This is a genomic window from Halomonas rhizosphaerae, from assembly GCF_030010555.1.
GTDB lineage: Bacteria > Pseudomonadota > Gammaproteobacteria > Pseudomonadales > Halomonadaceae > Halomonas > Halomonas rhizosphaerae.
In genome coordinates, this window is record NZ_JASCQP010000044.1 from 49,335 (window position 1) to 75,898 (window position 26,564).

26 protein-coding genes and 8 tRNA genes are annotated in these 26,564 nt (G+C 66.8%); 11 read left to right on the top strand and 23 right to left on the bottom strand.

The window, feature by feature from the left end; translation table 11 throughout:
• Positions 1-6: 6 nt before the first annotated feature.
• Positions 7-399, top strand: a complete 393-nt coding sequence (locus QLQ83_RS18135; RefSeq protein ID WP_181243564.1) for a Na+/H+ antiporter subunit G — start codon at positions 7-9, stop codon at positions 397-399.
• A gap of 61 nt (positions 400-460) precedes the next feature.
• On the opposite strand, the gene hemH is transcribed toward QLQ83_RS18135, so the two are convergent.
• On the bottom strand, positions 461-1,549 hold the full coding sequence (gene hemH / locus QLQ83_RS18140; RefSeq protein WP_282736908.1) for a ferrochelatase: 1,089 nt from the start codon (positions 1,547-1,549) through the stop codon (positions 461-463).
• Positions 1,550-1,662: 113 nt separating this feature from the next.
• On the opposite strand from hemH, the gene QLQ83_RS18145 reads away from it, so the two are divergent.
• Together QLQ83_RS18145 and QLQ83_RS18150 are read left to right on the top strand one after the other, a co-directional pair.
• Positions 1,663-3,249 (top strand): cryptochrome/photolyase family protein, encoded by a 1,587-nt coding sequence (locus QLQ83_RS18145; RefSeq protein ID WP_282736909.1) that lies wholly within the window; start codon positions 1,663-1,665, stop codon positions 3,247-3,249.
• Positions 3,246-3,653, top strand: coding sequence for a thiol-disulfide oxidoreductase DCC family protein (locus QLQ83_RS18150; RefSeq protein ID WP_282736910.1), 408 nt, complete (start codon positions 3,246-3,248; stop codon positions 3,651-3,653). The genes QLQ83_RS18145 and QLQ83_RS18150 overlap by 4 nt, the downstream gene beginning before the upstream one ends.
• 2 nt (positions 3,654-3,655) lie before the next feature.
• On the opposite strand, the gene QLQ83_RS18155 is transcribed toward QLQ83_RS18150, so the two are convergent.
• From QLQ83_RS18155 to rnr, 9 genes are all read right to left on the bottom strand, one after another.
• On the bottom strand, positions 3,656-3,958 hold the full coding sequence (locus QLQ83_RS18155; protein WP_282736911.1) for a DUF6482 family protein: 303 nt from the start codon (positions 3,956-3,958) through the stop codon (positions 3,656-3,658).
• Between the two features lie 134 nt (positions 3,959-4,092).
• Positions 4,093-4,386, bottom strand: a complete 294-nt coding sequence (locus tag QLQ83_RS18160) for a hypothetical protein (RefSeq protein WP_040185486.1) — start codon at positions 4,384-4,386, stop codon at positions 4,093-4,095.
• 70 nt (positions 4,387-4,456) lie between these two features.
• Positions 4,457-5,845: a replicative DNA helicase gene (gene dnaB / locus QLQ83_RS18165; protein WP_282736912.1), complete on the bottom strand. Its 1,389-nt coding sequence runs from the start codon at positions 5,843-5,845 to the stop codon at positions 4,457-4,459.
• 184 nt (positions 5,846-6,029) lie between these two features.
• The gene (rplI, locus tag QLQ83_RS18170) at positions 6,030-6,476 is read right to left on the bottom strand and encodes a 50S ribosomal protein L9 (protein WP_282736913.1); all 447 of its coding nucleotides are present in this window, start codon (positions 6,474-6,476) and stop codon (positions 6,030-6,032) included.
• Positions 6,477-6,492: 16 nt separating this feature from the next.
• Positions 6,493-7,344 carry a YybS family protein gene (locus tag QLQ83_RS18175; protein ID WP_282736914.1) on the bottom strand — a complete coding sequence of 284 codons (852 nt, stop codon included), beginning with the start codon at positions 7,342-7,344 and terminating at the stop codon, positions 6,493-6,495.
• 13 nt (positions 7,345-7,357) lie between these two features.
• Positions 7,358-7,585: a 30S ribosomal protein S18 gene (rpsR, locus tag QLQ83_RS18180; protein WP_013333281.1), complete on the bottom strand. Its 228-nt coding sequence runs from the start codon at positions 7,583-7,585 to the stop codon at positions 7,358-7,360.
• Positions 7,586-7,619: 34 nt separating this feature from the next.
• Complete coding sequence (gene rpsF, locus QLQ83_RS18185; RefSeq protein ID WP_040185479.1) at positions 7,620-7,991, bottom strand: 30S ribosomal protein S6; 372 nt, start codon at positions 7,989-7,991, stop codon at positions 7,620-7,622.
• Between the two features lie 172 nt (positions 7,992-8,163).
• Positions 8,164-9,024 (bottom strand): 23S rRNA (guanosine(2251)-2'-O)-methyltransferase RlmB, encoded by an 861-nt coding sequence (rlmB, locus tag QLQ83_RS18190; RefSeq protein WP_282736915.1) that lies wholly within the window; start codon positions 9,022-9,024, stop codon positions 8,164-8,166.
• Positions 9,024-11,402 (bottom strand): ribonuclease R, encoded by a 2,379-nt coding sequence (rnr, locus tag QLQ83_RS18195; protein ID WP_282736916.1) that lies wholly within the window; start codon positions 11,400-11,402, stop codon positions 9,024-9,026. The genes rlmB and rnr overlap by 1 nt, the downstream gene beginning before the upstream one ends.
• Positions 11,403-11,638: 236 nt before the next feature.
• On the opposite strand from rnr, the gene QLQ83_RS18200 reads away from it, so the two are divergent.
• The 3 genes from QLQ83_RS18200 (at position 11,639) to QLQ83_RS18210 (ending at position 12,017) form a co-directional block, all read left to right on the top strand.
• Positions 11,639-11,725 (top strand) — tRNA-Leu (locus QLQ83_RS18200).
• A 77-nt stretch (positions 11,726-11,802) separates the two neighbouring features.
• Positions 11,803-11,889: transfer RNA gene (locus tag QLQ83_RS18205), tRNA-Leu, on the top strand.
• 41 nt (positions 11,890-11,930) lie between these two features.
• A tRNA-Leu gene (locus QLQ83_RS18210) sits at positions 11,931-12,017 on the top strand.
• 87 nt (positions 12,018-12,104) lie between these two features.
• Here the strand turns inward: QLQ83_RS18210 and QLQ83_RS18215 are convergent.
• From QLQ83_RS18215 to QLQ83_RS18225, 3 genes are all read right to left on the bottom strand, one after another.
• Positions 12,105-12,971 carry a DNA/RNA non-specific endonuclease gene (locus QLQ83_RS18215; RefSeq protein WP_282736917.1) on the bottom strand — a complete coding sequence of 289 codons (867 nt, stop codon included), beginning with the start codon at positions 12,969-12,971 and terminating at the stop codon, positions 12,105-12,107.
• A gap of 53 nt (positions 12,972-13,024) precedes the next feature.
• Positions 13,025-13,300 carry an Lrp/AsnC family transcriptional regulator gene (locus tag QLQ83_RS18220; protein ID WP_023004511.1) on the bottom strand — a complete coding sequence of 92 codons (276 nt, stop codon included), beginning with the start codon at positions 13,298-13,300 and terminating at the stop codon, positions 13,025-13,027.
• 114 nt (positions 13,301-13,414) lie between these two features.
• Entirely contained in the window at positions 13,415-13,888 is a 474-nt protein-coding gene (locus QLQ83_RS18225; protein ID WP_282736918.1) for a methylated-DNA--[protein]-cysteine S-methyltransferase, read from the bottom strand.
• Positions 13,889-14,105: 217 nt separating this feature from the next.
• Between QLQ83_RS18225 and QLQ83_RS18230 the strand changes: the two genes are divergently transcribed.
• Positions 14,106-14,420 (top strand): high-potential iron-sulfur protein, encoded by a 315-nt coding sequence (locus tag QLQ83_RS18230; protein ID WP_282736919.1) that lies wholly within the window; start codon positions 14,106-14,108, stop codon positions 14,418-14,420.
• 63 nt (positions 14,421-14,483) lie between these two features.
• On the opposite strand, the gene QLQ83_RS18235 is transcribed toward QLQ83_RS18230, so the two are convergent.
• The 10 genes from QLQ83_RS18235 to QLQ83_RS18280 form a co-directional block, all read right to left on the bottom strand.
• Entirely contained in the window at positions 14,484-16,034 is a 1,551-nt protein-coding gene (locus tag QLQ83_RS18235; protein WP_282736920.1) for a SpoVR family protein, read from the bottom strand.
• A 30-nt stretch (positions 16,035-16,064) separates the two neighbouring features.
• On the bottom strand, positions 16,065-17,351 hold the full coding sequence (locus QLQ83_RS18240) for a YeaH/YhbH family protein (RefSeq protein WP_282736921.1): 1,287 nt from the start codon (positions 17,349-17,351) through the stop codon (positions 16,065-16,067).
• Between the two features lie 15 nt (positions 17,352-17,366).
• Entirely contained in the window at positions 17,367-19,289 is a 1,923-nt protein-coding gene (locus tag QLQ83_RS18245; protein ID WP_282736922.1) for a PrkA family serine protein kinase, read from the bottom strand.
• Positions 19,290-19,551: 262 nt separating this feature from the next.
• Positions 19,552-21,564, bottom strand: coding sequence for an NADPH-dependent 2,4-dienoyl-CoA reductase (locus tag QLQ83_RS18250; protein ID WP_282736923.1), 2,013 nt, complete (start codon positions 21,562-21,564; stop codon positions 19,552-19,554).
• Between the two features lie 174 nt (positions 21,565-21,738).
• Positions 21,739-21,815 (bottom strand) — tRNA-Asp (locus tag QLQ83_RS18255).
• Between the two features lie 3 nt (positions 21,816-21,818).
• Positions 21,819-21,895, bottom strand: a tRNA-Val gene (locus tag QLQ83_RS18260).
• Between the two features lie 39 nt (positions 21,896-21,934).
• A tRNA-Asp gene (locus QLQ83_RS18265) sits at positions 21,935-22,011 on the bottom strand.
• Positions 22,012-22,039: 28 nt separating this feature from the next.
• A tRNA-Asp gene (locus QLQ83_RS18270) sits at positions 22,040-22,116 on the bottom strand.
• 42 nt (positions 22,117-22,158) lie between these two features.
• Positions 22,159-22,234, bottom strand: a tRNA-Val gene (locus QLQ83_RS18275).
• Positions 22,235-22,370: 136 nt separating this feature from the next.
• Positions 22,371-23,093 carry an alpha/beta family hydrolase gene (locus QLQ83_RS18280; protein WP_282736924.1) on the bottom strand — a complete coding sequence of 241 codons (723 nt, stop codon included), beginning with the start codon at positions 23,091-23,093 and terminating at the stop codon, positions 22,371-22,373.
• Between the two features lie 163 nt (positions 23,094-23,256).
• On the opposite strand from QLQ83_RS18280, the gene ccoN reads away from it, so the two are divergent.
• The 4 genes from ccoN to ccoP are packed head-to-tail and all read left to right on the top strand — an operon-like array spanning position 23,257 to position 26,457.
• Complete coding sequence (gene ccoN, locus QLQ83_RS18285; RefSeq protein WP_282736925.1) at positions 23,257-24,681, top strand: cytochrome-c oxidase, cbb3-type subunit I; 1,425 nt, start codon at positions 23,257-23,259, stop codon at positions 24,679-24,681.
• A 23-nt stretch (positions 24,682-24,704) separates the two neighbouring features.
• Positions 24,705-25,313: a cytochrome-c oxidase, cbb3-type subunit II gene (gene ccoO, locus QLQ83_RS18290; protein ID WP_282736926.1), complete on the top strand. Its 609-nt coding sequence runs from the start codon at positions 24,705-24,707 to the stop codon at positions 25,311-25,313.
• A gap of 2 nt (positions 25,314-25,315) precedes the next feature.
• On the top strand, positions 25,316-25,531 hold the full coding sequence (locus QLQ83_RS18295) for a cbb3-type cytochrome oxidase subunit 3 (RefSeq protein ID WP_282736927.1): 216 nt from the start codon (positions 25,316-25,318) through the stop codon (positions 25,529-25,531).
• On the top strand, positions 25,528-26,457 hold the full coding sequence (gene ccoP / locus QLQ83_RS18300) for a cytochrome-c oxidase, cbb3-type subunit III (RefSeq protein ID WP_282736928.1): 930 nt from the start codon (positions 25,528-25,530) through the stop codon (positions 26,455-26,457). The genes QLQ83_RS18295 and ccoP overlap by 4 nt, the downstream gene beginning before the upstream one ends.
• The last annotated feature ends 107 nt before the right edge of the window (positions 26,458-26,564 follow it).

The following is a 26,564-nucleotide window of genomic DNA, read 5'->3' on the forward strand; positions in this document are numbered from 1 at the left end:
GGCCCCATGACGCTGTACGTGTTCCTCGAGGGCGTGATCGCCTTCCTGCTGGTCGCCGGTGGCGCCTTCGCCTTCATCGGCTCGCTGGGCATGGCCCACCTGCGCGACTTCTACATGCGCCTGCACGGGCCCACCAAGGCCACCACCCTGGGGATCGGCTGCATGCTGGTCGCCTCGATGCTCTATTTCTGGGTGATCGACGGCAAGCCCGACATCCAGGAGATGCTGATCACGCTGTTCCTGTTCATCACCGCCCCGGTCAGCGCCCACCTGCTGGCCAAGACCGGCCTGCACCTGCAGCTGCGACACGAGGACAAGACCCGCGGCAACCCGCCCGAGCTGCGCGACGAGGAGATCGGCGAAAAGCCGGTACCACACCCGGATCGCGGCCACGGCTGACACGCCTCGGGCCCGCCANCCCGAGGCAGGGTGGACAGGAACCGACAAGGACCGGCAGGGCCTACACCCAGCCGCCCAGCTCGTTGTCGATGATCGAGAGCAGCGCGGCGATATGGTCGTCGCGATCATTCAGGCAGGGGATGTAGGTGAAGGTCTCGCCGCCGGCCTCGAGGAAGCTCTCGCGGATCTCCTCCTCGATCTCCTCCAGGGTCTCCACGCAGTCCGACGAGAAGGCCGGCGACACCACCGCGATGTGCTTCCTGCCCTGACGGGCCAGCTCGGCGACGTGCTCCACGGTGGCCGGCCCCACCCACTCCTCGGGGCCGAACTTGGACTGGAAGGCGGTCTGGATCGCCGCCTCCCCCCAGCCCAACCGCTCGCGCAGCAGGCGCGTGGTCTTCTGGCACTGGCAGTGGTAGGGGTCACCCTCCAGCAGATAGCGCTTGGGCACCCCATGGTAGGAGGCGACCAGCACCTCGGGGGGCGTCTCGGCGGCGTCGTAGGCCTCGCGCACCGAATTCGCCAGGGCATCCAGATAGGCGGGATGCTCGAAATAGGCGGGCACGGTGCGAATCGCCGGCTGCCACTTGAGCGTCATCAGGGTGCGGAAGGCCTGGTCGTTGGCCGTGGCGGTAGTCGGCGAGGCGTACTGCGGATAGAGCGGGAAGAACAGGATTCGCTCGCAACCCGCCGCCTGCATGCGCTTCAGCACACTGTCGGTAGCGGGGTTGCCGTAACGCATGCAGAAGTCCACCACCACGCTCTCGCCGAACTGCGCGTGGAGCCCCGCCGCGATCTTGCGGGTCTGCTCGCGGGTGATGGTCAGCAGCGGACTCTCGTCCTTCTCGGTGTTCCAGATGCCACGATAGGCCTCACCGGACTTGAAGGGCCGGCGCGAGAGAATGATCAGCTGCAGCAGCGGCTGCCACTTCCAGTCCGGGTAGTCGACCACCCGCTTGTCGGAGAGGAATTCGCTCAGGTAGCGGCGCATCGACCAGTAGTCGGTGGCATCCGGCGTGCCCAGGTTGGCGAGCACCACGCCGACCTTCGGCCTGGCCACCGCCGGGTGGTCGGCCGGGGCATGGGCCAGGCGGCCGCTGCCCGGTGAATCCAGGTCGGGGGAGGCCTTATCCGGGTTCGGGGGGGTCATGCGGGAGCTCCTTCGGGTCGATGAGTCATTGCGCCCTAGTCTAACAGCCCGCTCGCCCGGGGTGGGATGAAGTTGTACTATGAGCGGAATTTGTACAGCTTGAGAAGAGGATCATGTCCCGACCGCTTGTGCTGCTGCTCGGCGACCAGCTCAGCCATGACATGGCCAGCCTGCGTGACCTGCCGGACGACACGGTGGTCGCACTGTGCGAGGTGGCCGCCGAAGGCACCTATGTGCCCCACCATCCCCAGAAGATCGCCCTGATCCTCTCCGCCATGCGCCACTTCGCCGCCGAGCTTCGCGACAGGGGCCATCGCGTCCACTACAGCGCCCTGGACGACCCGGACAATGCCCAGGCGCTGGTCGACGAGGCAGAGCGCCTGGCCGGCCTCTACGCCTGCGACGAGGTCCGCGTGGTGCGCCCCGGCGAGTGGCGGCTGTGGCAGGCGATGCGCGAGCGCGAGGACGCCGCCCTGCCCTGGCGCCTGATCGAGGATGACCGCTTCTTCACGACGCCGGAGGCGTTCGCTGCCTGGGCCCGGAAGCGCAAGGCGCCGCGGATGGAGCACTTCTACCGCATGATGCGCCAGCGCACCGGCCTGTTGATGGAGGACGGCCAGCCGGCAGGCGGCCGGTGGAACTTCGACCATGACAATCGCGAGCCGCTGTCCACGGGGACACGCCCGCCCCCGCCGCCCCGTCACGGCCGGGACGAGACTACCAAGGCCGTGCTGGCGCTGGTGGCGGAGCATTTCCCCGCGCATTTCGGCACTCTGGAGAACTTTCATTGGCCGGTAACGCGCCGTCAGGCGCTGGGTGACCTGCGCCATTTTCTCGAGCGTCTTCTCCCCGACTTCGGCCGCTTTCAGGACGCGATCAGCGACGCCGATCCCTTCCTCTTCCATTCCCGGCTATCCGCGGCCCTCAACCTGGGCCTGCTCTCGCCCCGGGAGGTGTGCGAGGCGGTCGAGGCTCGTTACTACCGCGGCGAGGCACCGCTCAACGCGGTGGAGGGTTTCATCCGTCAGGTGCTGGGCTGGCGGGAGTATGTGCGCGGCCTCTATTGGACGCGGATGCCCGACTACAAGCGTCGCAACGCACTGGGGGCGAGCCGTGGCCTGCCGGCCGCCTTCTGGAGCGGCGACACCGAACTGCGCTGCCTGAGGCGCGCCATCGAGATGACCCGCGACCAGGCCTATGCCCACCATATTCAGCGGCTGATGGTCACCGGCAACTTCGCGCTGCTCTGCGACGTGGCGCCCGAGGCGCTGTGCGACTGGTACCTGGCCGTCTACGCCGATGCCTGCGAATGGGTGGAGTTGCCCAACACCCTGGGGATGGTGCTGCATGCCGATGGGGGACTGATGGGCTCCAAGCCCTACTGCGCCTCGGGGAAGTACATCGACCGCATGTCGGACCACTGCCGGCACTGCCGTTTCGACCCGAAGCAGGCCACGGGCCCCGACGCCTGCCCCTTCAACAGCCTCTACTGGGCCTTCCTCGAACGCCATGCCGACGCCCTGAGCGGCAACCCGCGCATGTCGCTGATCTACGCCAGCCTGCGGCGCATGAGCGATGACAAGCGCGCGGCCATGCGCGAGCAGGCCGAGGCCTTCCTGGCACGACTCGACACCGCCCCCGCCTATGGCCAGGGCGTGCACCGGGCGGGCTACGACGCCATTCAGGAGATGATCCCATGACACGACGCGAGAGCCTCCAGGCCCGCGCCCCGGCGACCCTCTACCACGATGGTCACTGCCCGCTCTGCCAGCGCGAGGTGGCCTGGCTGGCGCGTCACCCGCGCCGCGCGCGGGTCAGGCTGGTGGATATCCAGGCAGCGGACTTCGACGCCGCGGCGCTCGGCACCAGCGTCGAGGCGATGATGGGCCTTCTGCACGTCCGCGACACCGGGGGGCGCTGGTACATCGGCATGGATGCCAGCCGCGCGCTCTACGCGGTGCTGGGCTATCGCCGGCTGGTGTGGCTGAGCACCCTGCCGGGGATCGCGGTCACGATGGATGCGGGGTATCGCTGGTTCGCCCGCCGCCGCCTGCGCCTGGGGCGCTGGCTGCAACGGCGGCGGCAGGGCAAGGACAAGGGATAGGGTCAGAAGACCAGCGGCATGCGCGACGTCAGCGGGTCCTGATAGTGGGTCTCGCGCCCGATCATCTCGTCGTGGGGCACCTGCTGGACCAGATAGGCACGGTGGATGCCGGCGCGCTTGAGCTCCAGATAGACGTCATCCAGCGAGCGGAAGAGGATCGGCTTGGCGGCACGGGTCAGCATGTGACGCTGTCCCTCCACGTCCTCCAGCTCGACCTGATAGAACCGGCTGCCGGCATGGCCGATCACGCGGATCTCGAAGTTGTCGTGGCGAGCCACGAAGGCTTTCAATTCCTGGAATTCCATGGGTCCTTCCTCCTGATGTCCGGGGCGATGATGTCGAGATACAAGAACGGGCACAGCCTGACTGCACCCGGTGACGGTATCGTGTCGTCGACATTACCTTGATGTGACCCTGACCGCTTCGTCAGGTTCCGGACCTACTGATATTCGGAAGGATCGATCGCCTTGCCCAGGGAGTTGCGGTCCACCCAGTTGCCGGCCTTGGTCTCCTTGTAGCGGAACACCACTCGGTCGCCGACCTGGACCGGCAGCTCGGCATCCTCGGTCTGGTAGCTGTAGGCCTCGCCGTCCACCACCAGGTGATAGCGGTAGAGGTCAGGCATCCCCAGCCACTCCTTGAAGGGGCCTTCACGCTCCATCGACTGGAGCTCGCCGCGCCCCTCGAGCTTCGGGGTACGCCGGCGATTGCCGCGTCGGAATCCGCCTGCCATGGTGCCTCCTTCCTGTGTGATTCGAGGGCTGGGCATTATACGGGGCCGGTCACGGGACTCAAGGGCGCCGTCACTCGCCGAAGGCCTCGCGGTAGCTGTCCGGGGCCAGGTCCTCGAAGCGGGTGTACTTGCCGATGAACGCCATGTGCACGGTGCCGATGGGGCCGTTACGCTGCTTGCCGATGATCACTTCGGCCAACCCCTGATTGTCGGGGTTATCCGGATTGTAGACCTCGTCGCGATAGACGAAGCCGATGATGTCGGCATCCTGCTCGATGGCCCCGGACTCGCGGAGGTCCGACATCACCGGGCGCTTGTTGGGGCGCTGCTCCAGCGAGCGGTTGAGCTGGGAGAGGGCCACCACCGGGCAGCCGAACTCCTTGGCCAGCCCCTTGAGCGAGCGGGAGATCTCGGAGATCTCGCCGGTGCGGTTCTCGGAGAAGCCGGGGATCTGCATCAGCTGCAGGTAGTCGATCATGATCAGCGCGAGGTTACCGTGCTCGCGCACCACGCGACGGATCCGCGAGCGCATCTCGTTGGGCGAGAGCGCGGCGGTGTCGTCGATGAACAGCTGCTTGTCCTTGAGCAGATTGACCGCCGAGGTCAGGCGCGGCCAGTCCTCATCCTCCAGCTGGCCGGTACGCACCCGCGTCTGGTCGATGCGCCCCAGCGAGGAGAGCATGCGCAGCATCAGCGAGTCCGCGGGCATCTCCATGGAGAACACCATCACCGGCCTGTCGCTGGCGATCACCGCATGCTCGACCAGGTTCATGGCGAAGGTGGTCTTGCCCATGGAGGGGCGGCCGGCAATGATCACCAGGTCCGAGGGCTGCAGCCCCGAGGTCATCTCGTCCAGGTCGCGGAAGCCGGTGGAGAGCCCGGTCATCTCGCCCTGCAGGTTGAACAGCTCGTCGATGCGATCCACCGCCTTGGTCAGCAGCTCGCTCATGCCGATCGGCCCCCCCGACTTGGGGCGCTCCTCGCTGATCTGGAACACCAGCCGTTCGGCCTCGTCGACCAGCTCGTCGGCGGGGCGCCCCTGGGGGCTGAAGGCGCCATCGGCGATCTGGCTGGCCGCACGGATCAGCTTGCGCAGGGTGGCACGCTCGCGAACGATGTCGGCATAGGCGCGAATATTGCTGGCGGACGGCGTACTCCTGGCCAGCTCCGCCAGGTAGGCCAGGCCACCCACGGTATCGAGCTGGTCCCGCCCCTCCAGCGCCTCGGAGAGGGTCACCACATCCAGCGGGCGCCCCGCCTCGGCCAGGCCGGCCATGACGTTGAAGATCAGGCGGTGCTCGTAGCGATAGAAGTCATCCGCCACCAGACGGTCGGCCACGTTGTCCCAGGCCTGATTGTCGAGCATCAGGCCGCCGAGCACGGACTGTTCGGCCTCCAGCGAATGCGGCGGCACCTTGAGGGCAGCGGTTTCCCGGTCGAGGGTGAGGGGTTCGTTCATGGTGCGCGGACCTTCAGGGGAAAGGGGCAGGATCATTCTACGCGATGGCACGCCCCGACCCCATGCCCGAGGCAGGACGACAACACCTGTTCGTGACAGGACGCATCACACGAAAAGGGGGCGAGGATTCACTCCTCGCCCCCCTGTCGCGGCACGCCCCGGCGGGCGTGCCGTCGCGCAGGCCTTACTCGGCCACGACCACCACACGGACGGTGGCGTCGACTTCGGCATGCAGGTGCAGGTCGATGTCGTACTCGCCGGTCTGGCGGATCGGGCCCTGCGGCATGCGCACTTCGCTCTTGGCGACCTCGAGCCCGGCGCTGGAGATGGCCTCGGCCAGATCACGCGGACCGATCGAGCCGAACAGCTTGCCCTCGTCACCGGCCTTGGAGACCAGCGACAGTTCGATGTCGTTGAGCTGTTCGGCACGCGCCTCGGCCACGGCCTTGCGCTCGGCGGCCTGGGCCTCGAGCTCGGCACGCTGGGCCTGGAAGGCCTGGATGTTCTCCTTGGTGGCCGGCACGGCCAGGCCATAGGGCACCAGGTAGTTGCGGCCGTAGCCAGGCTTGACGGTGACCTGGTCACCCAGACCGCCCAGCTTGCCAATCTTGTCGAGCAGAATGACGTCCATTCTCGTAAACCTCTTGTCAGTGGCTGCGGGCCAGTCGTCCGCGGAAGTCCGCGAACGTGTCGATGAAGGCCGCGAGCAGCACGATGAGAATCATGGGCCAGGTGGTGATCAGCAGCACATAGAAGGCGACCAGCCACAGCCCGTTCATTCCCTTCAATCCGATAAAACCATGCACCAGCGCGATGCCGGCCACCAGCAGCGGCACCCAGGCCAGCATGCCCAGGGCCGGTAGCTGCAGCACGGCTCCCAGTACCCCGAGCACCACCAGCATGGCGAGCTCACGGGGCGCCAGGCGCAGGCCGTGGAACTCCTCGCGGAACCCGCCGGGGTTGTAGAGCCCGGCCTGCCAGCCGCGCGCCAGGGCCAGGCAGGCCACCGCGGCGAGCAGCACGATCAGCGCGGTCACGCCGCTGATCAACAGGCCGGCCAGCTGCTCGGTGTCCATGCCCTGGCGGGAGAGCTCGGCGAGCATCGCCGCGATGTCCGGCGAGCCCTGGCGCAGCTGCTCCAGTACCGGGCCCGCCCCGCCCGGCGGCAGGAAGATGTCCAGCTGGATCATCGCCGCCCCGGCCAGGGTGCCGGCGAGGAGCGCCTCGCTCCAGCGCAGCCGGGCGCGCAGCACCACCGCCATCAGCACGACCAGCAGGACACTGGCCAGGGGGATGACGTCCCCCTGGGTCCACCACCAGCCGGCCGGCAAGGCAGCAGCGATGATCACCGGCAGCGACGCGGCCAGGCCGTGTCGCAGGGTGACCAGGCCCGCCACGGCGGCCCCCAGCCAGAACAGCCAGGGAATCGCGGTGGCCACGGCCGCCCCGGCCGCGGCGTGGGGCGTGCCGCGCATCATCCAGCGGGCGACGGGCAACATCACGCGCAGTGCTTTACTGGTGGCTGTCGGTGTAGGGCAGCAGCGCCAGGTAGCGTGCCCGCTTGATCGCGGTGGACAGCTGGCGCTGGTAACGGGCCTTGGTCCCGGTGATGCGGCTGGGAACGATCTTGCCGGTCTCGGTGACGTAGGCCTTCAGCGTGTCCAGATCCTTGTAGTCGATCTGCTTCACGCCTTCGGCGGTGAAACGGCAGAACTTGCGGCGACGGAAAAAGCGTGCCATGGGGAAGACTCCTTCAGAGGTGCGATGGGGTGGCTCAGGCGGATTCGGTGCTGCGCGGCTTCTCGTCGCGACGGACACGCTTCTCTTCCACCGGCTTCATCATCGGCGAGGCCTCGGTGACAGCTTCCTTGGCGCGAACCACCAGGCTGCGGATGATGGCGTCGTTGAAGCGGAAGATGTTCTCGATCTCGTCGAGGGTCTCGCCGCTGCACTCGACGTTCATCAGCACGTAGTGAGCCTTGTGGATCTTGTTGATCGGGTAGGCCAGGTGGCGACGGCCCCAATCCTCGAGGCGATGCACGGTGCCGCCGTTCTCGGTGACGAGGCCGGTATAGCGCTCGACCATGGCCGGGACCTGCTCGCTCTGGTCCGGGTGGACCATGAAGACGATCTCGTAGTGACGCATGGGATCTCCTTGCGGTTTGGCAGCTTCCTCAATGGCGAACGCGTATCGCTCAGGGGAAGCAAGGAGTGATTGTCAAAAGACGGGTTGTCAGAAGACAGAAAGACCCGCTCGCAGGACGAGCGGGCGCAAGTATTCTAATGATCTGCGGCCCGACTGGCAAGGCGGGCGTCGCTCAGTCGCCCGGCGCGCGCCCCTGGCGCTGGCGCACCGCCTCGAACAGGCAGATGCCGGTGGCCACCGAGACGTTGAGGCTGGAGACACTGCCGGCCATGGGCAGCTTGACCAGGGTATCGCAGGCCTCGCGGGTGAGGCGGCGCATCCCCTTGCCCTCGGCCCCCATCACCAGCGCCGTGGGGCCGGTGAAGTCGGCCTCGAAGAGGCTCGCCTCGGCCTCGCCGGCGGTGCCGGTGATCCACACGCCGAGCGCCTTGAGCCTGGCCATGGCGCGGGCCAGGTTGGTGACCTGGTAGACCGGCATGCTCTCGGCGGCCCCGCAGGCCACCTTGCGCACCATGGCATTGAGCGGCGCCGCCTTGTCCTTGGGCACGATTACCCCGTGCACCCCCGCGGCATCGGCGCTGCGCAGGCAGGCACCGAAGTTGTGCACGTCGGTGATGCCGTCGAGCACGAGCAGCAGCGGGGGGGGCTCATGGGGCCAGCCCTCGAGCCTGAGCCACAGCGAGGTCTCGCCCTCGAAGGCGAGCGGCGTGGCGAAGGCGATGATGCCCTGGTGAGCGGCCCCCTGGGCGAGGCGGTCGAGCTCGTCCCGAGGACGGGAGTGGAGACGCGCACCGCCCTGGCGGGCCACCTCGACCAGCTCGGCCAGGCGCGTGCCGGCACTGCCCTCCTGGACCCAGAGCTCGCGGGGCACCTCGCCGCGGTCGAGCAGCGCCCGCACCGCATGCACGCCGAACACCGCCTCGAGCCCCCCGGGCGGGGCGGGCGCGCGAGGCGACTCCCTGCCGGCGTGACGCCGGGCCCTGCTCTCCTGCCCCGGCGTCCTGTCGTGCCGGGGCTTGCGACCTGCCGCCATCAGCCGCGCGCTCTCGAGCGACGCGGGCCACGCCGACGCCGGCCGCTCTTGCCCGACTTGTCACCCGGCTTGCCGTCGCCCGCCTCGGCCGGCTTGTCGCCGCCGCGACGCTTGCGCGGCTGGCGCTTGGGACGCGGCTTGTCGTCGGCCAGCTCGAAGTCGATCTTGCGCTCGTCCAGGTCGACGCGAGCCACCTGCACGGTGACGCCATCGCCCAGGCGGTAGCTCATGCCGCTGCGCTCGCCCTTGAGGCGGTGCTTCTCGGGCTCGTAGTGGTAGTAGTCGGAGGGCAGCGAGGTGACGTGCACCAGCCCTTCCACGAACACCTCGTCGAGGCGCACGAAGATGCCGAACTGGGTGACCGAGGCGATGCTGCCGTCATAGACCTCGCCGAGCTTGTCGGACATGAACTCGCACTTGAGCCAGTCCTCCACGTCGCGGGTGGCGTCGTCGGCACGCCGCTCGGTCATCGAGCAGTGCTCGCCGAGCTCGAGCATCTGCTCGAAGGTGTAGGGAGCCCACTTGCTGGGGGGTTCCACGCTGGCCCCTTCGGCACGCAGCACGGTATTGGTCTGGCGCGGGCCGCGGATCACCGAGCGGATGGCGCGGTGGACCAGCAGGTCCGGGTAGCGCCGGATCGGCGAGGTGAAGTGCGCATAGGCCGGATAGGCCAGGCCGAAGTGGCCATCGTTCTGCGGCGAATAGACCGCCCGGCTCATGGAGCGCAGCATCACCGTCTGGATGACGTCGGTATCGTCACGCCCCTTGATCGCCTCGGCCAGGTCACGGTAGTCCTGGGGGCTGGGGTCGTCGCCGCCGCCGAGCGACAGGCCCAGTTCGTTGAGGAACAGGCGCAGCTTGTCGAGGCGCTCCGGCGAAGGCTTCTCGTGGATGCGATAGAGGGCCGGCAGGTCGTGCTTGTCGAGGAAGCGCGCGGTGGCCACGTTGGCCGCCAGCATGCACTCCTCGATGATCTTGTGGGCGTCGTTGCGCGAGCGCGGGACGATCTTCTCGATCTTGCGCTCGTCGTTGAAAACGATGGCCGTCTCGGTGGTCTCGAAGTCGATGGCGCCCCGTTCCACCCGGGCCTCGCGCAGCAGCCGGTAGAGGGCGTGCAGGTTCTTCAGCGACGGCACCAGCTCGCGGTACTCCTCGCGCAGGGCGTCGCCCTCCTCCCCCTCGTCGTCGAGGATGGCGGCCACCTTGTTGTAGGTGAGGCGCGCATGGGACTGGAACACCGCCTCGTAGAACCGGTAGCGGCTGATGGCCCCGCTCTGGGAGATGTTCATCTCGCAGACCAGCGCCAGGCGGTCGACGGCCGGGTTCAGCGAACAGAGCCCGTTGGAGAGCAGCTCCGGCAGCATCGGCACCACCTGACCCGGGAAGTACACCGAGTTGCCGCGGGTGATCGCCTCCTGGTCCAGGGCACTGCCGGGCCGCACGTAATGGGAGACGTCGGCGATGGCCACCAGCAGCTTCCAGCTGCCCGACTTGGTCTTCCAGGCACAGACGGCGTCGTCGAAGTCCTTGGCGCTCTCGTCGTCGATGGTCACCAGCGGCACGTGGCGCAGGTCGATGCGATGGTGCTTGTCCTGCTCGGCCACCTCGGCGGACATGCCGGCGATCTGGTCGTGGACGTCCGGCGGGAACTCGGCGGGGATCTCGTAGCTGCGGATGGCGATGTCGATCTCCATCCCGGGATCCATGCGCTCACCGAGCACCTCGACCACCTCGCCCACCGGCTGCACCCGGGTCTCGGGCTGCTGGACGATCTTCGCCGAGATCACCTGGCCATCCTGGGCCCCGCCACAGGCGCTGTGGGGAATGATGATCTCCTGGGTGATGCGGGAGTTCTCGGGGATCAGCACCCCGAATTCCGGCGTATTGGCGCGGTAGACGCCGACGATGGTCTGGGTGTTGCGCGCGAGCATCTCGACGATGGTGGCCTCGTCGCGGCCCCGACGATCGCGCCCACTCACCCGAACCAGCACATGGTCGCCGTGGAAGACCCGGCGCATCTGCCGCGGCGGCAGCACCAGGTCGGGCTTCTTGCCGTCGTCGCGCAGCAGGAAGCCGAAGCCGTCACGGTGCCCCAGCACCTTGCCCTTGATCAGGTCGAGCTTGTCGATCAGCGCATAGGCGCCGCGGCGGTTTCGCAGCACCTGGCCATCGCGTTCCATCGCCGCCAGGCGCCGGCGCACGGCCTCCTGGAGCTCCTCGTCGTCGAGGCCCAGCTGCTGGCTCATCGCCTCGTGGGTAAGCGGCTTGCCGGCCTCCTCCAGGCGGGCGAGCAGGTATTCGCGGCTGGGAGCGGGCTTGTCGTACTTGTGGGCTTCGCGTTTGGCGTGCGGATCGTCGCTGAGCGTCCAGTGGGTCATGCGGTGGGCATCCTTGGCGGCATCGGGAGCAGCGTGATCGAAAGGGCGCGGGGACGACGTCCGGCGCGTGGCATCTGGGATTTCGGGTCGATTGTCATGGGCGCAGTATAGCGCCGGTGCCCCCATCACCCAACCATGGCGGCGCCGCCGACGCGTGGCGCGCGACAAAAAATCCTGGAGGGCGGGGCCAGATCCGCTTGCATCGGCAAACGAATCGGGTACCATACGCCTCGCCTGCCCAGATGGCGGAATTGGTAGACGCGCTAGCTTCAGGTGCTAGTGTCCTTACGGACGTGGAGGTTCAAGTCCTCTTCTGGGCACCATCGGTATCCCGTCGCTCTCGAACGGATACCCGGGAGTTCGCTCCCACGCTCTTTGTCAGCTCGGATCGCTCGTGTTCGCCCAGGTGGCGGAATTGGTAGACGCGCTAGCTTCAGGTGCTAGTGTCCTTATGGACGTGGAGGTTCAAGTCCTCTCCTGGGCACCATCGCAGACGCGATGCTCGCGAACACGACGACAGCATGATGCGCCCAGGTGGCGGAATTGGTAGACGCGCTAGCTTCAGGTGCTAGTATCCTTACGGATGTGGAGGTTCAAGTCCTCTCCTGGGCACCACTTCTTCTCGCGTCATGCAGCCGAGTCAACATTGCAGCCCCACAGGAAACCGCGACGCCATGTTCGCGGTTTTTTTGTGTCCGCCATTCAGAAGCGGCCGGGCAGCCTGGCCACGGCCTCGAGCCCCCAGCCCGCAGTTTCCACCTCGGCCTCCAGTGCCACGGCGGCCGCCTCGGGCAGCTGCGGGAAGAAGTCCAGGCCGGTGCGCGCCTCCAGCTCATCGATGCTGACCAGGAAGTCATCCAGCGACTCGTCGCCCGCCACCCGCTGCGGCATGAGGAAGGCCAGGGCGCGCGGCTCCTCGCCCGGCACCACCAGGATCTTGTAGAAGGCCTCGGGCACCTCCACCAGGCCGACCCGATTGAGCACGTTGTCCCGGAACGACGCCGGGAAGACCGGACCGGTGATCACCTGGAGGGTACCGAAGCGTGGCACGAAGCGATCCATCACCACCTCCTCCAGGCGCTGCCAGAGGCGCCGGTTGAGGTCGGGCCGCTGGGGCGACATGTTGCTCATCAGGAAGGTGTCGCGCTGCGCCGCACTGCCATGGACCGCGGCGATGGCATAGTTGGGGGCGAGATGCCCACGATCATAGCCGCTGCCGAAGTAGCTGTCCGGCGAGATCGGCCACAGCGCGCGCCAGTCGCGCTGGAAGCCGGGTCGCGGCCCGGCGTTCGGGTCCTCGACATCGTGCAGCAGATAGCTGACCCACAGCGGATTGACCCGCACATCGGACCACCCCACCAGGAAGCCGTCGTTGCGCAACACGCGATGGAAGCTCAGCGGGGTGAGCTCCTGCCAGGTGGTGACGCCCTGCCAGCTGAGCCCGTCGCGCAGCTCGCGCTCCTGGAAGTGCCAGAGCCCGGCGGCCACTGCCACGAACAGCGCCGTGATGCCGAAGCGACGCGCCTGGCGGCGCCAGCGGTTGGCGACGCGCCTTCGTCTTGCTGCCATGCCTGACCCTTCCCTGTCCGATCATGCGGCGGGCACGCGGCCCACGCCTTCCCTCACCACCCCAGCGAGAACATGGTCTCCAGGTCGTGCCGGGAGTGGACCTGCATGGCATTGAGCGTCTCGGTGTCGCGAATGCCCTCGACGGCATTGAGGCGTCCGGTCACCAGCTCCGCCAGGCTCTCGAAGTCACGGGTCCGTGCGATGGCCACCAGGTCATAGCGGCCACAGGTGGAATAGACCTCGCTGATGCCCTCCACGTCGGCCAGCCGCTCGGCCACGGCCTTCACCTGGCCCTTCTCGGCATTGATCAGAATCACCGCGTTCTGCATCGGACTTCTCCCTGCTATGGGCGCTTGTGCGCGCGTCTCGTTCTGCGGGCGACCGGGTGGCCACCGCAGCTGGCGCGAGTATAGCAGCGCCGTCGAGGGCGCTGAACAGAGGGGTCATGCCTGGGCACCGGAGCTCTCCTCCAGGGCCAGCAGGCGGCGCTTGAGATCAGGCCCGCCGCTGTAGCCTCCCAGGCCGTCGGCGGCCACCACGCGGTGACAGGGAATCAGCAGCGGCAAGGGGTTGGCGCCACTGGCCGCACCGATGGCACGGGCGGCCCCCTCCCGACCCAGCTGCCGGGCCAGCTGGCCATAGGTGCGTGTCTCGCCATAGGGCACCCTCAGCAACGCCGACCACACCTGCCGCTGGAAGTCGCTGCCCCCGGGGGCCAGGTCCACGCTGAAGTGACGCCTGCGCCCGGCGAGGTAGCCGAGCAACTGGTCACGCGCCCCCTTGAGGGCCTCATCGTCCCGGACCTCCCCCGGCGGGTCGGGTGTCTGCTCGGCGGCCAGCACCACCCTCTGCAGCCCGGCTGCGCCAGCGCACAGCAGGATCTCGCCGATCGGCGAGGAAAATCGAGTGAACGCCATGGCCTCCCTTCTCCTGGGCCGGCGGCTGTGCGGCGGATTGCCGCACATACCCCGACCGGTTCGCGATACCCCCATCAGTTTACTACCATTGACCGAACGAACTCCGCAGGGACGCGCCTGTCGGATCAAGAGGTGGCTCGACCACCCGCCAAGAAGAAACGGGCACCACGCGTGCCCACCGTGACCCCAAGACCCACCGTGATGACAAGGAGAGACCATGGCCGACAATAGCCGTCGTGACTTCATGCGCAACAGCCTGCTGGGCCTTGCCGCCCTGCCCCTCGGCGCCGGCATCCTGTCGAAGAGCGCCTTCGCCCAGGACCTGCCGCGGCTCGACCCGAGCGCCGAGCAGGCCCAGGCCCTGAACTACGTCGAGAACGCCAGCGACGCCAGCGACCATCCGGCCTACGAGGAGGGTGAGCGGTGTGACAACTGCATGTTCTTCCAGGCCGACAACGAAGGCTGCCAGCTGTTCCCGGAGAACAGCGTCGAGCCGGCCGGCTGGTGCCAGTCCTGGTCCGCCCAGAGCTGATTACGCCGTCAGGCCCCAATGACGAGACCCGCGCCATGGCGCGGGTCTCGCCGTTCAGCCGCCTCAGTCGCGCCGCTCTTCCTCGGGCAGTGGCCAGTGGTAGCGTCGCACCACCTCGTCGTCCTGCACCGACTCCAGCCGCACCGGGAAGCCCCACAGCTGGTGGAGATGACGGATGACCGGGTAGACGCTGCGCGCCAGCGGACGCCGACTGTCCTGGACGTGGCGCAGGGTCAGCGAACGGTCGCCGCGGATGTCCGCCGAGTAGACCTGGATATTGGGTTCACGCACCGCCAGGGCATACTGAGTGGCGAGGGACTCGCGAATGCGCCGATAGCCACGCTCGTCATGGATCGCCGCCACCTCCAGCATCTCCTCCTGATCGTCGTCGACCACCGTGAACAGCTTGAGGTCGCGGATCACCTTGGGTGAGAGGAACTGCTGGATGAAGGATTCGTCCTTGAAGTTCTTCATGGCGAACTCCAGGGTCTCCCGCCAGTCGCCACCGGCGCTGTCGGGGAACCATTGCCGGTCCTCCTCCGTCGGCGCCTCGCAGATACGCCGGAGGTCGGTGAAGATGGCGAAGCCCAGCGCATAGGGGTTGATGCCGCTGAAGTAGGGGCTGTCGAAGGCCGGCTGGTTGACCACCGCGGTATGCGACTGCAGGAACTCCAGCATCAGCCCTTCATCCACCAGGCCCTCCTCGTAGAGCCGGTTCATCAGGGTGTAGTGCCAGAAGGTCGCCCAGCCCTCGTTCATCACCTGGGTCTGGCGCTGGGGATAGAAGTACTGGGCCAGCTTGCGCACGATGCGCACCACCTCGCGCTGCCAGGGGGCCAGCAGCGGGGCGTTCTTCTCGATGAAGTAGAGCAGGTTCTCCTGGGGCTCCGGGGGATAGCGACCGCCCTCGTGAAGGCCCAGCGGATCCTCCTCGTCGGCCATGCCGGGCAGGGCATCCCCGCGCGGGCGGCCCGGGATGGTGCGCCACAGGGTGTTGACCTGGGCCTGGAGGTGCGTCTCGCGCTCCTTCTGGCGCCGCGCCTCCTCGGCGGCGGAGACCGGCGAGGGGCGCTTGTAGCGGTCGACGCCATAGTTCTGAAGGGCGTGGCAGGCATCCAGCAGCTGCTCCACCGCGGCCACACCGTGGCGCTCCTCGCACTCACCGATGTACTTCCGGGCGAACACCAGGTAATCGACGATGGAAGAGGCATCCGTCCAGGTACGGAACAGGTAGTTGCCCTTGAAGAAGGAGTTGTGGCCATAGCAGGCGTGAGCCATGACCAGCACCTGCATCATCAGGGTGTTCTCCTCCATCAGGTAGGCGATGCAGGGGTCGGAGTTGATCACCAGCTCGTAGGCGAGCCCCATCTGGCCACGGCGATAGGCCTGCTCCACGGCCAGGAACTGCTTGCCGAAGGACCAGTGGTGATAGCCCACCGGCATGCCCACGCTGGCATAGGCATCCATCATCTGTTCGGTGGTGATGACCTCGATCTGGTTGGGATAGGTGTCCAGGCGATACTCGTCCGCCAGGCGTGCAATCTCCTCCTCGAAGGCGTCGAGGATCTCGAAGTTCCAGTCGGATCCGGTGGCGATGGGCTTGCGTCGGGTCATGCTGCCTCCTCAGGCCGCCTGCTCTGGTGGTCAAGCGCTGGCAATGCGGCGCTTGAACAGCTCGCGGAAGACCGGATAGATGTCCCCGGCCTCGACGATCTGACGCATGGCAAAGCGCTCGGCATACTCGGCCTCCACCCGCTCGTACTCCTCCCACAGCGCCTGGTGGGCATGGGGGGTGATCTCCACGTAGGTGAAGTATTGCAGCCGCGGCATCAGGCGCTCGACGAGCAGGTCGCGACAGGTGATGGAGTCGTCGTCCCAGTTGTCGCCGTCCGAGGCCTGCGCCACGTAGAGGTTCCACTGTCCGGGCGGGTAGCGCGCCTCGATGATCTCGTCGACCAGCGTCAGGGCGCTGGAGACGATGGTGCCGCCGGTCTCGCGGGAATAGAAGAATTCCTCCTCGTCGACCTCCTTGGCCGCCGTATGGTGACGGACGAAGACCAGTTCGACCTTCTCGTAGTTGCGCTCGAGGAAGAGATAGAGCAGCAGGAAGAAGCGCTTGGCGATGTCCTTGTGGGCCTGGGTCATGGACCCCGAGACATCCATCACGCAGAACATCACCGCCTTGCTCGAGGGCTGCGGCTGGTCGATCAGGTTGTTGTAGCGCAGGTCGTAGGTATCGATGAAGGGCACCGCCTCCAGGCGCTTCTCCAGCCGTTCGATCTCTCCCTTGAGCTCGGCGATGCGGGCGGGGTTGCGCAGCACCGGGTCCTTGCGTTCCTCCTCGGCCAGTGCCTCCATAGCCTCGCGCAGTGCCCGGCGGATCGGCGCCCGCATGGCGATGCGCCGGGCCTGGGCCTCGCGCATGGAGCGCACGATGTTGATGCGCGCCGGGACGCCCTCCTTCGACACCCCCGCACGCACCGGACGCACCTCGTCGAGGTCCACCAGGTTCTTGCGCTCAAGGTGGGGCAGCTCCAGGCCATCGAAGACGAAGTCGAGGAACTCCTCGCGACTCAGGGTGAAGGCGAACTCGTCCATGCCTTCGCCCTGGTTGGACGCACCGCCTTCCCCGGCACCGTCTCCACCGCCCCCGCCGCCGGGTCGGCGCAGCCGGTCCCCCTCGACGAACTCCTTGTTGCCCGGCGCGACGATGGTGCGCTTGCCCCCCGGGCCGTGCTGGAAGACCGGTTCGGAGATGTCCCGGGCGGGAATCGAGACCTTCTCGCCGCGCTCCATGTCGGTGATCGAGCGACGGTTCACCGCCTCCTCGACCGACCGCTTGATATGGGTGCGGTAGCGGTCGAGGAAGCGCTGGCGATTGACCGCGCTCTTGTGCTTGGCATTGGCTCGACGATCGATGAAATAGGTCATGACGACCTCCTCGGCCTACTGCGACTTGCGTACCCGCAGGTACCACTCGGAGAGCAGGCGCACCTGCTTCTCGGTGTAGCCGCGGTCGACCATGCGTGCCACGAAGTCCTCGTGCTTCTTCTGGTCTGCCGTCGAGGCCTTGGCGTTGAAGGAAATCACCGGCAGCAGCTCCTCGGTGTTGGCGAACATCTTGTGCTCGATCACCCCACGCAGCTTCTCGTAGGACTGCCAGCTGGGGTTCATGCCATTGTTCTGGGCACGGGCCCGCAGCACGAAGTTGACCACCTCGTGGCGGAAATCCTTGGGATTGGAGATGCCCGCCGGCTTCTCGATCTTCTCCAGCTCCTCGTTGAGGGCCTGGCGGTCGAGGAACTCGCCGGTCTCGGGGTCGCGGTACTCCTGATCCTGGATCCAGAAGTCGGCATAGGTGACGTAGCGGTCGAAGATGTTCTGGCCGTACTCGGAATAGGACTCGAGATAGGCGGTCTGGATCTCCTTGCCGATGAAGTCGACGTAGCGCGGGGCCAGGAACTCCTTGATGAAGCGCAGGTAGCGCTCGAAGGTCTCCCGGGGGAGCTGCTCCTGTTCCAGGCGCTGCTCGAGCACATAGAGCAGGTGAACCGGGTTCGCCGCCACCTCGTGGTTGTCGAAGTTGAACACCTTGGAGAGGATCTTGAAGGCGAAGCGCGTCGACAGCCCCTCCATGCCCTCGTCGACCCCGGCCGCATCGCGGTACTCCTGGATCGACTTGGCCTTGGGGTCGGTGTCCTTGAGGTTCTCGCCGTCGTAGACCCGCATCTTGGAATAGATGCTCGAGTTCTCCGGCTCCTTGAGCCGGGAGAGCACCGAGAACTGGGCCAGCATGCGCAGAGTATCCGGTGCACAGGGCGCCTCGGCCAGCGACGAGTGCTCGAGCAGCTTCTTGTAGATGTTGATTTCCTCGGTGACCCGCAGGCAATAGGGCACCTTGACGATGTACACCCGGTCGAGGAAGGCCTCGTTGTTGCGGTTGTTACGGAAGGTCTGCCACTCGCTCTCGTTGGAGTGGGCCAGCACCACACCGTCGAAGGGGATCGCCCCCATGCCCTCGGTAGGGTTGTAGTTGCCCTCCTGGGTCGCCGTCAGCAGCGGATGCAGCACCTTGATCGGCGCCTTGAACATCTCGACGAACTCCATCAACCCCTGGTTGGCGCGGCACAGCCCGCCGGAGAAGCTGTAGGCGTCCGGGTCATCCTGGGAGTAGAGCTCGAGCTGGCGGATGTCCACCTTGCCCACCAGCGAGGAGATGTCCTGGTTGTTCTCGTCGCCGGGCTCGGTCTTGGAGATGGCCACCTGGTTGAGCCGCGAGGGATAGAGACGCGCCACCCGGAACTGGGAGATGTCCCCCCCGTACTCCTTGAGGCGCTTGGCAGCCCAGGGCGACATCACGCTCTTGAGGTAGCGCTGGGGGATGCCGTACTCCTTCTCCAGCAGCTCGCCGTCCTCCTCCGGGGAGAACAGGCCCAGCGGCGACTCGTAGACCGGCGAGTCCTTGATGGCATAGAAGGGCACCTTCTCCATCAGCAGCTTGAGCCGCTCGGCCAGGGATGACTTGCCACCCCCTACCGGTCCCAGCAGATAGAGGATCTGCTTGCGCTCCTCGAGCCCCTGGGCGGCATGGCGAAAGTAGGCGACGATCTGCTCGATGGCCTCCTCCATGCCGTAGAACTCGGCAAAGGCCGGATAGCGGCGGATCACCTTGTTGGAGAAGATGCGGGACAGCCGCGGGTCCTTCGCGGTATCGATCACCTCTGGCTCGCCGATGGCCTCCAGCATACGCTCGGCCGCCGAGGCATAGGCCACGGGCTCCTGGCGACAGAGTTCCAGATACTCCTGCAGGCTCATCTCTTCCTGCTGGACGCGAGCGAAGCGGTTCTGCACATGATCGAAGATGCTCATCGATGCCTCCTGTATGCCCGGTTCCCCAGCCACTCGACATGGTGGTGACAGGCCGGGGGTGGGTCTCATCAGCGTAGACAGCATCAGCGGATAACGGTTTGCCTCACCAATCAACGCACCCGAGCCCTCCCCCCTGAGAGCCCGGCGAGCGCCACTCGGTTCATGAGGAATCACGAAAGATTAAACGCTGAAACGACGCAGCCCGCCGGAGGAGGCCGGCGGGCGGTCAACGGCTGGCGAGAACAGGCGGCCGCGATCGGCGTCAGAGTCGTGCGGCCAGCCGGGTTCCCTGCTCGATGGCCCGTCGGGCATCGAGCTCCGCCGCCTCGTCGGCACCGCCGATGACATGCACGCCCATCCCGGCCGCCTGCAGCGGCGCGAGCAGCTCACGCACCGGCTCCTGCCCGGCGCAGACCACGATGGTATCGACCTCGAGACACCGCGGTTCGCCATCGAGGCGGATATGCAGCCCCTCGTCATCGATGCCGAGATACTCGCAGCCGACCAGCGTCTCGACCCCGCGATGCTTGAGCGAGGCCCGATGCACCCAGCCGGTGGTCTTGCCGAGCCCCTTGCCCGGCTTGCTGGTCTTGCGCTGCAGCAGGGTGACCTGCCGGGGGCTCGCGCGAGGCTCGGCCGCCTTGAGGCCGCCACGCTGCGCCACGCCGAGATCCACCCCCCACTCGTCGCACCAGGTCGCGACCGCCGGTGCGGCGTCGCCGGCGTGGGTCAAGAGCTCCGCCACGTCGAAGCCGATGCCCCCGGCGCCGATGATCGCCACGCGCCGGCCGACCCGCTCGGGATGGGTGATCGCCGTCGGGTAGCCGATCACCTTCGGGTGGTCGCTGCCCGGCAGTTCGAGCCTGCGCGGTCGCACGCCGGTGGCCAGGACCACCGCATCGAAGTCGCGCAGGGCCTGGACATCCGCCTCGGTCCCCAGGCGTACCGTGACGCCCAGCCTGTCGAGTCTTACCCGGTAGTAGCGCAGGGTCTCGTCGAACTCCTCCTTGCCGGGAATCCGCCGCGCATGGTTGAACTGCCCGCCCAGTTCGGTGCCGCGCTCGAAGAGGGTCACGGCATGGCCGCGCTCGGCGGCGGTAACCGCGGTGGCAAGACCGGCGGGACCGCCGCCCACCACGGCGATGGCCTTCGGCTCAGCGGTCGGGGCGACCACCAGCTCCGTCTCGTGGCAGGCACGCGGATTGACCAGGCAGGAGCTCACCCGCCCCAGGAAGACCTGGTCCAGGCAGGCCTGGTTGCAGGCAATGCAGGTATTGATCTCCTCGCCGCGTCCCGCGTCGGCCTTGCTTACCCAGGCGGGGTCGGCCAGGAAGGGCCGCGCCATGGAGACCATGTCGGCGTGCCCCTCGGCGAGCACCCGCTCCGCGACCTCCGGCATGTTGATGCGGTTGGTGGTGATCAGCGGCACCGAGAGTTCGGCCTTCATGCGCCGGGTCACCTCGGTGAAGGCGGCCCGCGGCACGCTGGTGACGATGGTGGGGATGCGCGCCTCGTGCCAGCCGATGCCGGTGTTGATCAGGTTGGCGCCGGCGGCCTCGAGGGCGCGCCCCAGGGCGACGACCTCCTCGAAGGTGCTGCCCTCCTCCACCAGGTCGATCATCGACAGCCGAAAGATCAGCAGGAAGTCGTCCCCCGCCGCCTCACGGATGCGTTTCACGACCTCCACCGGGAAGCGGAGGCGATTCTCGAGGCTGCCTCCCCAGGCATCGTCGCGATGGTTCGTGCGGGGACAGATGAACTGGTTGATCAGATAGCCCTCCGACCCCATCACCTCGACGCCGTCGTAGCCGGCCTCCCGGGCCAGTTTCGCGCAGTGCACGTAGGCTTCGATGCGTGCCTCGACCTCGTCGCCGTCGAGCGCCCGGGGCGTGAAGGGATTGATGGGGGCCTGGAGCTCCGAGGGCGCCACCAGCTCCGGCGTGTAGGCATAGCGGCCGGCGTGCAGGATCTGCAGGCAGATGCGCCCGCCGGCCTCGTGCACGGCCTCGACCACCCCACGGTGGTCCGCCACCTGCTCGGAGCGCTCGAGGGTCGCCGCCCCCTCGAAGACGGCGCCCTCGGGATGGGGCGCGATGCCGCCGGTGACGATCAGCCCGACCCCTTCCCGGGCCCGCTCGGCATAGAAGGCCGCCAGCCGCGCGAAGCCGCCCGGCGCCTCCTCGAGGTTGGTGTGCATCGAGCCCATCAGCACCCGATTGGGTAGTGTCAGGTGGCCGACCCGCAGGGGTCGGAACAGTTGGGGATAAGCACTCACGGCAGGATCCTCACGGTCGGAACGGCGGTCGATTCAAACAACTGTATGATAGTCGAGCCGGATGACGCAAAGGGTCATCGACCAATGATAGCGAGGAGCGGGAGGGGAAGCCGGGCACCAACGAGACAGCCCCGAGGCCTGTAGGGCCTCGGGGCTGAAGAATTCGTGTGCAGATGGCGGACCGGACGGGACTCGAACCCGCGACCTCCGGCGTGACAGGCCGGCATTCTAACCAACTGAACTACCGGTCCGCGTGGTGGGTGATACCGGACTCGAACCAGTGACCCCCAGCATGTGAGGCTGGTGCTCTAACCAACTGAGCTAATCACCCACGCGTTACTGCAAGCTTGCTGCTGTCGTCATGCCATCATGGCGGACCGGACGGGACTCGAACCCGCGACCTCCGGCGTGACAGGCCGGCATTCTAACCAACTGAACTACCGGTCCGCAAGATGACCTGCGACAGGGAAGACGATGGCGGACCGGACGGGACTCGAACCCGCGACCTCCGGCGTGACAGGCCGGCATTCTAACCAACTGAACTACCGGTCCGCTGCTCTCTTCCTGCGACATGATCGGGCATCGCCGAGGCGATGGTGGGTGGTACAGGGTTCGAACCTGTGACCCCCAGCTTGTAAGGCTGGTGCTCTCCCAGCTGAGCTAACCACCCCCGGTCACGTGGCGCTGCATTCTACAGGGGCCCCGACCAATGTCAACGCTTTTCGCATCGCCGCCAGGGGGCGCCCCAGAGCGGAGAACCGCCGCCCTTTCATCGACTTGCCCGCACCGCCCGCGGCTCGGGAGTTTCAGGCGTGGGCGCTCATGAAGGCAGCGATCGCCGCCGCCCCCTCGTCGATCAGTGCCGCCTGGGTCCTGCCGGAGGCGCGACGCGGTTTCCAGTCATGGTCGCCGTCCTCGAGCCAGTGCAGTCGCACCGTGCCGGGGAGCGCATAGCCCGCCACCTCGTCACGGGTCCCGAAGGGATCTCGGCTGCCCTGCACCACCAGGGTCGGGCATGCCAGCAGCGGCCAGTGGGAAAGCCGCAGGCGCTCGGGCTTGCCGGGTGGATGGAAGGGGTAGCCGCACAGCACCAGGCCAGGGGCACCGTCGCGGGCCGCCAGCAGGCTGGCGACACGTCCGCCCATCGACTTGCCGCCCAGCCAGGGTGGCGGAAGGTCTCGGTGCGACACGCTGTCGCACCATTGAACCAGCTCCTCGACCAGGCGATCGACCCTCGGTGGCGGTCGCCGCCGCCCCTCACGGCGCATCTGCTGCAGGTAGGCGAACTCGATGGCCAGTGTCTGGACCCCCACCCCGGCCAGCGCATCACGCAACCGTTGCAGGAAGGTTGAATCCTGCCCCGCACCGGCGCCGTGGGCCATCAGCAGCCGGCCTGCCCGACACTCTCCACGCACTTCCAGGGGGCCGAGCCCCTGGATATTCCAGCCACCGGACTCGCCCTCGCGCAGCAATCGCTGCAGGGTCTGGCGGTCGATGGGCGGCAAATCCCGACAAAAACGGTCTGACAATTTCAGCCCCTTCTCGTTCATGAATCAACACATTGGCGTGTTCAGCTTGTCGCACGCCTGCGCTAGAATCAGCGTTGGTTAAAGACCTGCATCATCCTGCGGAGGTCGCCCCGAGGCAGAATGCCGCGGGACACCCCCAAACCGCGTTCGATGGGAACCTGACATGAGCACAGCACTTGAACACCCGACCTACAACTACAAGGTAGTTCGGCAGTTCGCGATCATGACGGTGGTGTGGGGCATCGTGGGCATGACCCTCGGTGTCATCCTTGCCGCACAGCTGGTATGGCCGGAACTGAACCTGGGACTGCCGTGGACGAGCTTCGGCCGCCTGCGCCCCCTGCACACCAACGCCGTGATCTTCGCCTTCGGCGGTTCGGCACTGTTCGCCACCTCCTACTACGTGGTGCAGCGAACCTGCCAGACCCGCCTGTTCGGCGACAAGCTCGCGGCCTTCACCTTCTGGGGCTGGCAGGCGGTGATCGTCTCCGCGGTGGTCTCGCTGCCGCTGGGCTACACCACCACCAAGGAGTACGCCGAGCTGGAATGGCCGATCAATATCCTGATCGCCGTGGTCTGGATCAGCTATGCCATCGTCTTCCTGGGCACCATCAAGCTGCGCAAGACCTCCCACATCTACGTGGCCAACTGGTTCTTCGCCGCCTTCATCCTGACCGTGGCGGTGCTGCACATCGTCAACAACGCCGCCATCCCGGTCACCGCCATGTACTCCACCTCCATCTACGCCGGCGCCATCGACGCCATGGTGCAGTGGTGGTATGGCCACAACGCGGTGGGCTTCTTCCTGACCGCTGGTTTCCTGGGGATGATGTACTACTTCGTACCCAAGCAGGCCGAGCGTCCGGTCTACTCCTACCGCCTGTCCATCGTCCACTTCTGGGCGCTGATCATGGTCTACATGTGGGCCGGCCCGCACCACCTGCACTACACCGCCCTGCCCAACTGGGCCCAGTCGCTGGGCATGATCATGTCGATCATCCTGCTGGCCCCCTCCTGGGGCGGCATGATCAACGGCATGATGACCCTCTCCGGCGCCTGGCATAAGCTGCGCACCGACCCGACCCTGCGCTTCCTGGTGGTGGCCCTCTCCTTCTACGGCATGTCCACCTTCGAGGGGCCGATGATGGCGGTGAAGACCGTCAATGCCCTCTCGCACTACACCGACTGGACCATCGGCCACGTGCACGCCGGCGCCCTGGGCTGGGTGGCGATGATCACCATCGGCTCCATGTACCACCTGATCCCGCGCCTCTTCGGCCGCACCGAGATGCACTCGGTGAACCTGATCGCCGTGCACTTCTGGCTGGCCACCATCGGCACCGTGCTCTACATCGCCGCCATGTGGGTCAACGGCATCCTGCAGGGCCTGATGTGGCGCGCCATCAACCCCGACGGCACCCTGATGTACACCTTCGTCGAATCCGTGGAGGCCAGCGGCCCGGGCTACATCGTGCGCCTGATCGGCGGCCTGTGCTGGGTGGCCGGCATGCTGATCATGGCCTTCAACGTCTTCATGACCGTCCGGCGCGGCGAAGGCGCCCGTCAGCCGATTCCGCAGACTGCCTGAGCTAACCGGGGAAACCGACACCAATGAGACACGAGATCGTCGAAAAGAACGTCGGCCTGCTTGCCGTACTGATCCTGGTGGTGATCAGCTTCGGCGGCCTGGCCGAGGTCGTGCCGCTGTTCTTCCAGAAGCAGACGACCGAACCCGTCGAGGGGCTCGAGCCGCTCTCCGCACTGGAGCTGGAAGGCCGCGACATCTATCGCCGCGAGGGCTGCGTCGGCTGCCACTCGCAGATGGTCCGCCCCTTCCGTGCCGAGACCGAGCGCTATGGCCACTACAGCGTGGCCGGCGAATCGGTCTACGACCACAACTTCCTGTGGGGGTCCAAGCGCACCGGGCCGGACCTGGCCCGCGTCGGTGGGCGCTACAGCGACGACTGGCACCGCGCCCACATGTACAACCCGCGTGACGTGGTGCCGGAATCGGTCATGCCGGCCTATCCGTGGCTGTTCGAGAACACCCTGGATGGCCAGGACACGCCGAAGAAGATGCGCGCCCTGCGAGCCCTCGGCGTGCCCTATACCGACGAGCAGATCGACAACGCCACCCGCGAGGTGCGCGGCGAGCAGGAGATCACCGCGCTGATCGCCTATCTGCAACAGCTTGGCACCGTGCTCGAGGGCACACGCTGACTATGGATACCGGAACCTTTCGCGGCATCATCACGGGCATCCTGATCATCGCCTTCATCGGGCTCACCCTGTGGGCCTACTCGAAGCGACGCAAGAAGGATTTCGACGAGGCAAAGAACCTGCCCTTCGCCGACGAGGATGATATGCCGGCGAACCGTGACACGAGCGCCTCGCGCGAGACCGATTCCCGCCATGACAGGGGAGACAGGAACACATGAATAATCTTTGGGGTGACTCCCTCTCCGGCTTCTGGAGTGCCTGGATCATCGTCATCACGCTGGGCTCCATCGGGATTGCCTTCTGGCTGCTCTATGCCAACCGCAAGACCGACAAGACCCCCGATGCCGAGGGCAACGTCGAGACCACCGGCCATGCCGCCGATGGCATCGAAGAGTACGACAACCCGCTGCCCCGCTGGTGGTTGCAGCTCTATATCGGCACCATCGTCTTTTCACTCGGCTACCTGGTGCTCTACCCGGGCCTCGGCAACTTCGCCGGCGTGCTGGGCTGGACCCAGGAAGGCCAGTGGGAAGAGGAAGTGGCCCGCGCCGAGGAGCGCTTCACGCCGATCTTCGCCCAGTACGAGGAGGTACCGATCCCCGAGCTGGCCGAAGACGACGAGGCCATGCAGGTCGCCGAGCGCATCTACCTCAACAACTGCGCGGTATGCCATGGCTCCAACGCCAAGGGTGGCTATGGCTTCCCCAACCTGACCGATGACGACTGGCTGTACGGCGGCGAGCCGGAGAACATCCTGACGACCCTGCACCAGGGGCGTAACGGCCTGATGCCCTCCTGGCAGCAGCTGGGCAGCGAGAACATCGAGAACGTCACCCAGCACGTGCTGGCCCTGTCGGACCTCGAGCACGACGCCGATCGCGCCGAGCGCGGTGCGGCGACCTTCGCCTCGGTGTGCGCGGCCTGCCATATGCCCGACGGCACCGGCAACCAGGCACTGGGGGCGCCCAACCTGACCAACGATATCTGGCTCTATCAGGCGCCGGGGCAGAGCGTTGCCGATTCGGTGCGCCAGACCCTGCGTAACGGCCGCAACGGCCATATGCCGGCCCAGGCCGCCTATATCGGCGAGGAGCGTGTCCACCTGGTCGCCGCCTACGTCTACAGCCTGCGCTTCGAGGACTGAGACAGGAGCCTCAGGCTTCAAAGGGTGCGGCCTCCGGTCGCACCCTTTCTCGTTGTGCGGCCACCCCGATACAATATGCCCCATCCCAGCGGCCCCGACAGGCCCTG

What these genes read in the sequence shown, in the direction of transcription:
- QLQ83_RS18135 (WP_181243564.1), top strand. Translation starts at nt 7, where the DNA reads ATGACGCTGTACGTGTTCCTCGAGGGCGTGATCGCCTTCCTGCTGGTC.
- QLQ83_RS18240 (WP_282736921.1), bottom strand. Translation starts at nt 17,351, where the DNA reads ATGACCTATTTCATCGATCGTCGAGCCAATGCCAAGCACAAGAGCGCG.
- QLQ83_RS18155 (WP_282736911.1), bottom strand. Translation starts at nt 3,958, where the DNA reads ATGGAATTCCAGGAATTGAAAGCCTTCGTGGCTCGCCACGACAACTTC.
- rlmB (WP_282736915.1), bottom strand. Translation starts at nt 9,024, where the DNA reads ATGGCGGCAGGTCGCAAGCCCCGGCACGACAGGACGCCGGGGCAGGAG.
- QLQ83_RS18175 (WP_282736914.1), bottom strand. Translation starts at nt 7,344, where the DNA reads ATGTTGCCCGTCGCCCGCTGGATGATGCGCGGCACGCCCCACGCCGCG.
- QLQ83_RS18215 (WP_282736917.1), bottom strand. Translation starts at nt 12,971, where the DNA reads ATGGCAGCAAGACGAAGGCGCGTCGCCAACCGCTGGCGCCGCCAGGCG.
- rpsR (WP_013333281.1), bottom strand. Translation starts at nt 7,585, where the DNA reads ATGGCACGCTTTTTCCGTCGCCGCAAGTTCTGCCGTTTCACCGCCGAA.
- ccoN (WP_282736925.1), top strand. Translation starts at nt 23,257, where the DNA reads ATGAGCACAGCACTTGAACACCCGACCTACAACTACAAGGTAGTTCGG.
- QLQ83_RS18225 (WP_282736918.1), bottom strand. Translation starts at nt 13,888, where the DNA reads ATGGCGTTCACTCGATTTTCCTCGCCGATCGGCGAGATCCTGCTGTGC.
- dnaB (WP_282736912.1), bottom strand. Translation starts at nt 5,845, where the DNA reads ATGAACGAACCCCTCACCCTCGACCGGGAAACCGCTGCCCTCAAGGTG.
- QLQ83_RS18295 (WP_282736927.1), top strand. Translation starts at nt 25,316, where the DNA reads ATGGATACCGGAACCTTTCGCGGCATCATCACGGGCATCCTGATCATC.
- QLQ83_RS18150 (WP_282736910.1), top strand. Translation starts at nt 3,246, where the DNA reads ATGACACGACGCGAGAGCCTCCAGGCCCGCGCCCCGGCGACCCTCTAC.
- QLQ83_RS18230 (WP_282736919.1), top strand. Translation starts at nt 14,106, where the DNA reads ATGGCCGACAATAGCCGTCGTGACTTCATGCGCAACAGCCTGCTGGGC.
- QLQ83_RS18220 (WP_023004511.1), bottom strand. Translation starts at nt 13,300, where the DNA reads ATGCAGAACGCGGTGATTCTGATCAATGCCGAGAAGGGCCAGGTGAAG.
- QLQ83_RS18235 (WP_282736920.1), bottom strand. Translation starts at nt 16,034, where the DNA reads ATGACCCGACGCAAGCCCATCGCCACCGGATCCGACTGGAACTTCGAG.
- ccoO (WP_282736926.1), top strand. Translation starts at nt 24,705, where the DNA reads ATGAGACACGAGATCGTCGAAAAGAACGTCGGCCTGCTTGCCGTACTG.
- QLQ83_RS18145 (WP_282736909.1), top strand. Translation starts at nt 1,663, where the DNA reads ATGTCCCGACCGCTTGTGCTGCTGCTCGGCGACCAGCTCAGCCATGAC.
- ccoP (WP_282736928.1), top strand. Translation starts at nt 25,528, where the DNA reads ATGAATAATCTTTGGGGTGACTCCCTCTCCGGCTTCTGGAGTGCCTGG.
- rpsF (WP_040185479.1), bottom strand. Translation starts at nt 7,991, where the DNA reads ATGCGTCACTACGAGATCGTCTTCATGGTCCACCCGGACCAGAGCGAG.
- rnr (WP_282736916.1), bottom strand. Translation starts at nt 11,402, where the DNA reads ATGACCCACTGGACGCTCAGCGACGATCCGCACGCCAAACGCGAAGCC.
- QLQ83_RS18160 (WP_040185486.1), bottom strand. Translation starts at nt 4,386, where the DNA reads ATGGCAGGCGGATTCCGACGCGGCAATCGCCGGCGTACCCCGAAGCTC.
- QLQ83_RS18245 (WP_282736922.1), bottom strand. Translation starts at nt 19,289, where the DNA reads ATGAGCATCTTCGATCATGTGCAGAACCGCTTCGCTCGCGTCCAGCAG.
- rplI (WP_282736913.1), bottom strand. Translation starts at nt 6,476, where the DNA reads ATGGACGTCATTCTGCTCGACAAGATTGGCAAGCTGGGCGGTCTGGGT.
- hemH (WP_282736908.1), bottom strand. Translation starts at nt 1,549, where the DNA reads ATGACCCCCCCGAACCCGGATAAGGCCTCCCCCGACCTGGATTCACCG.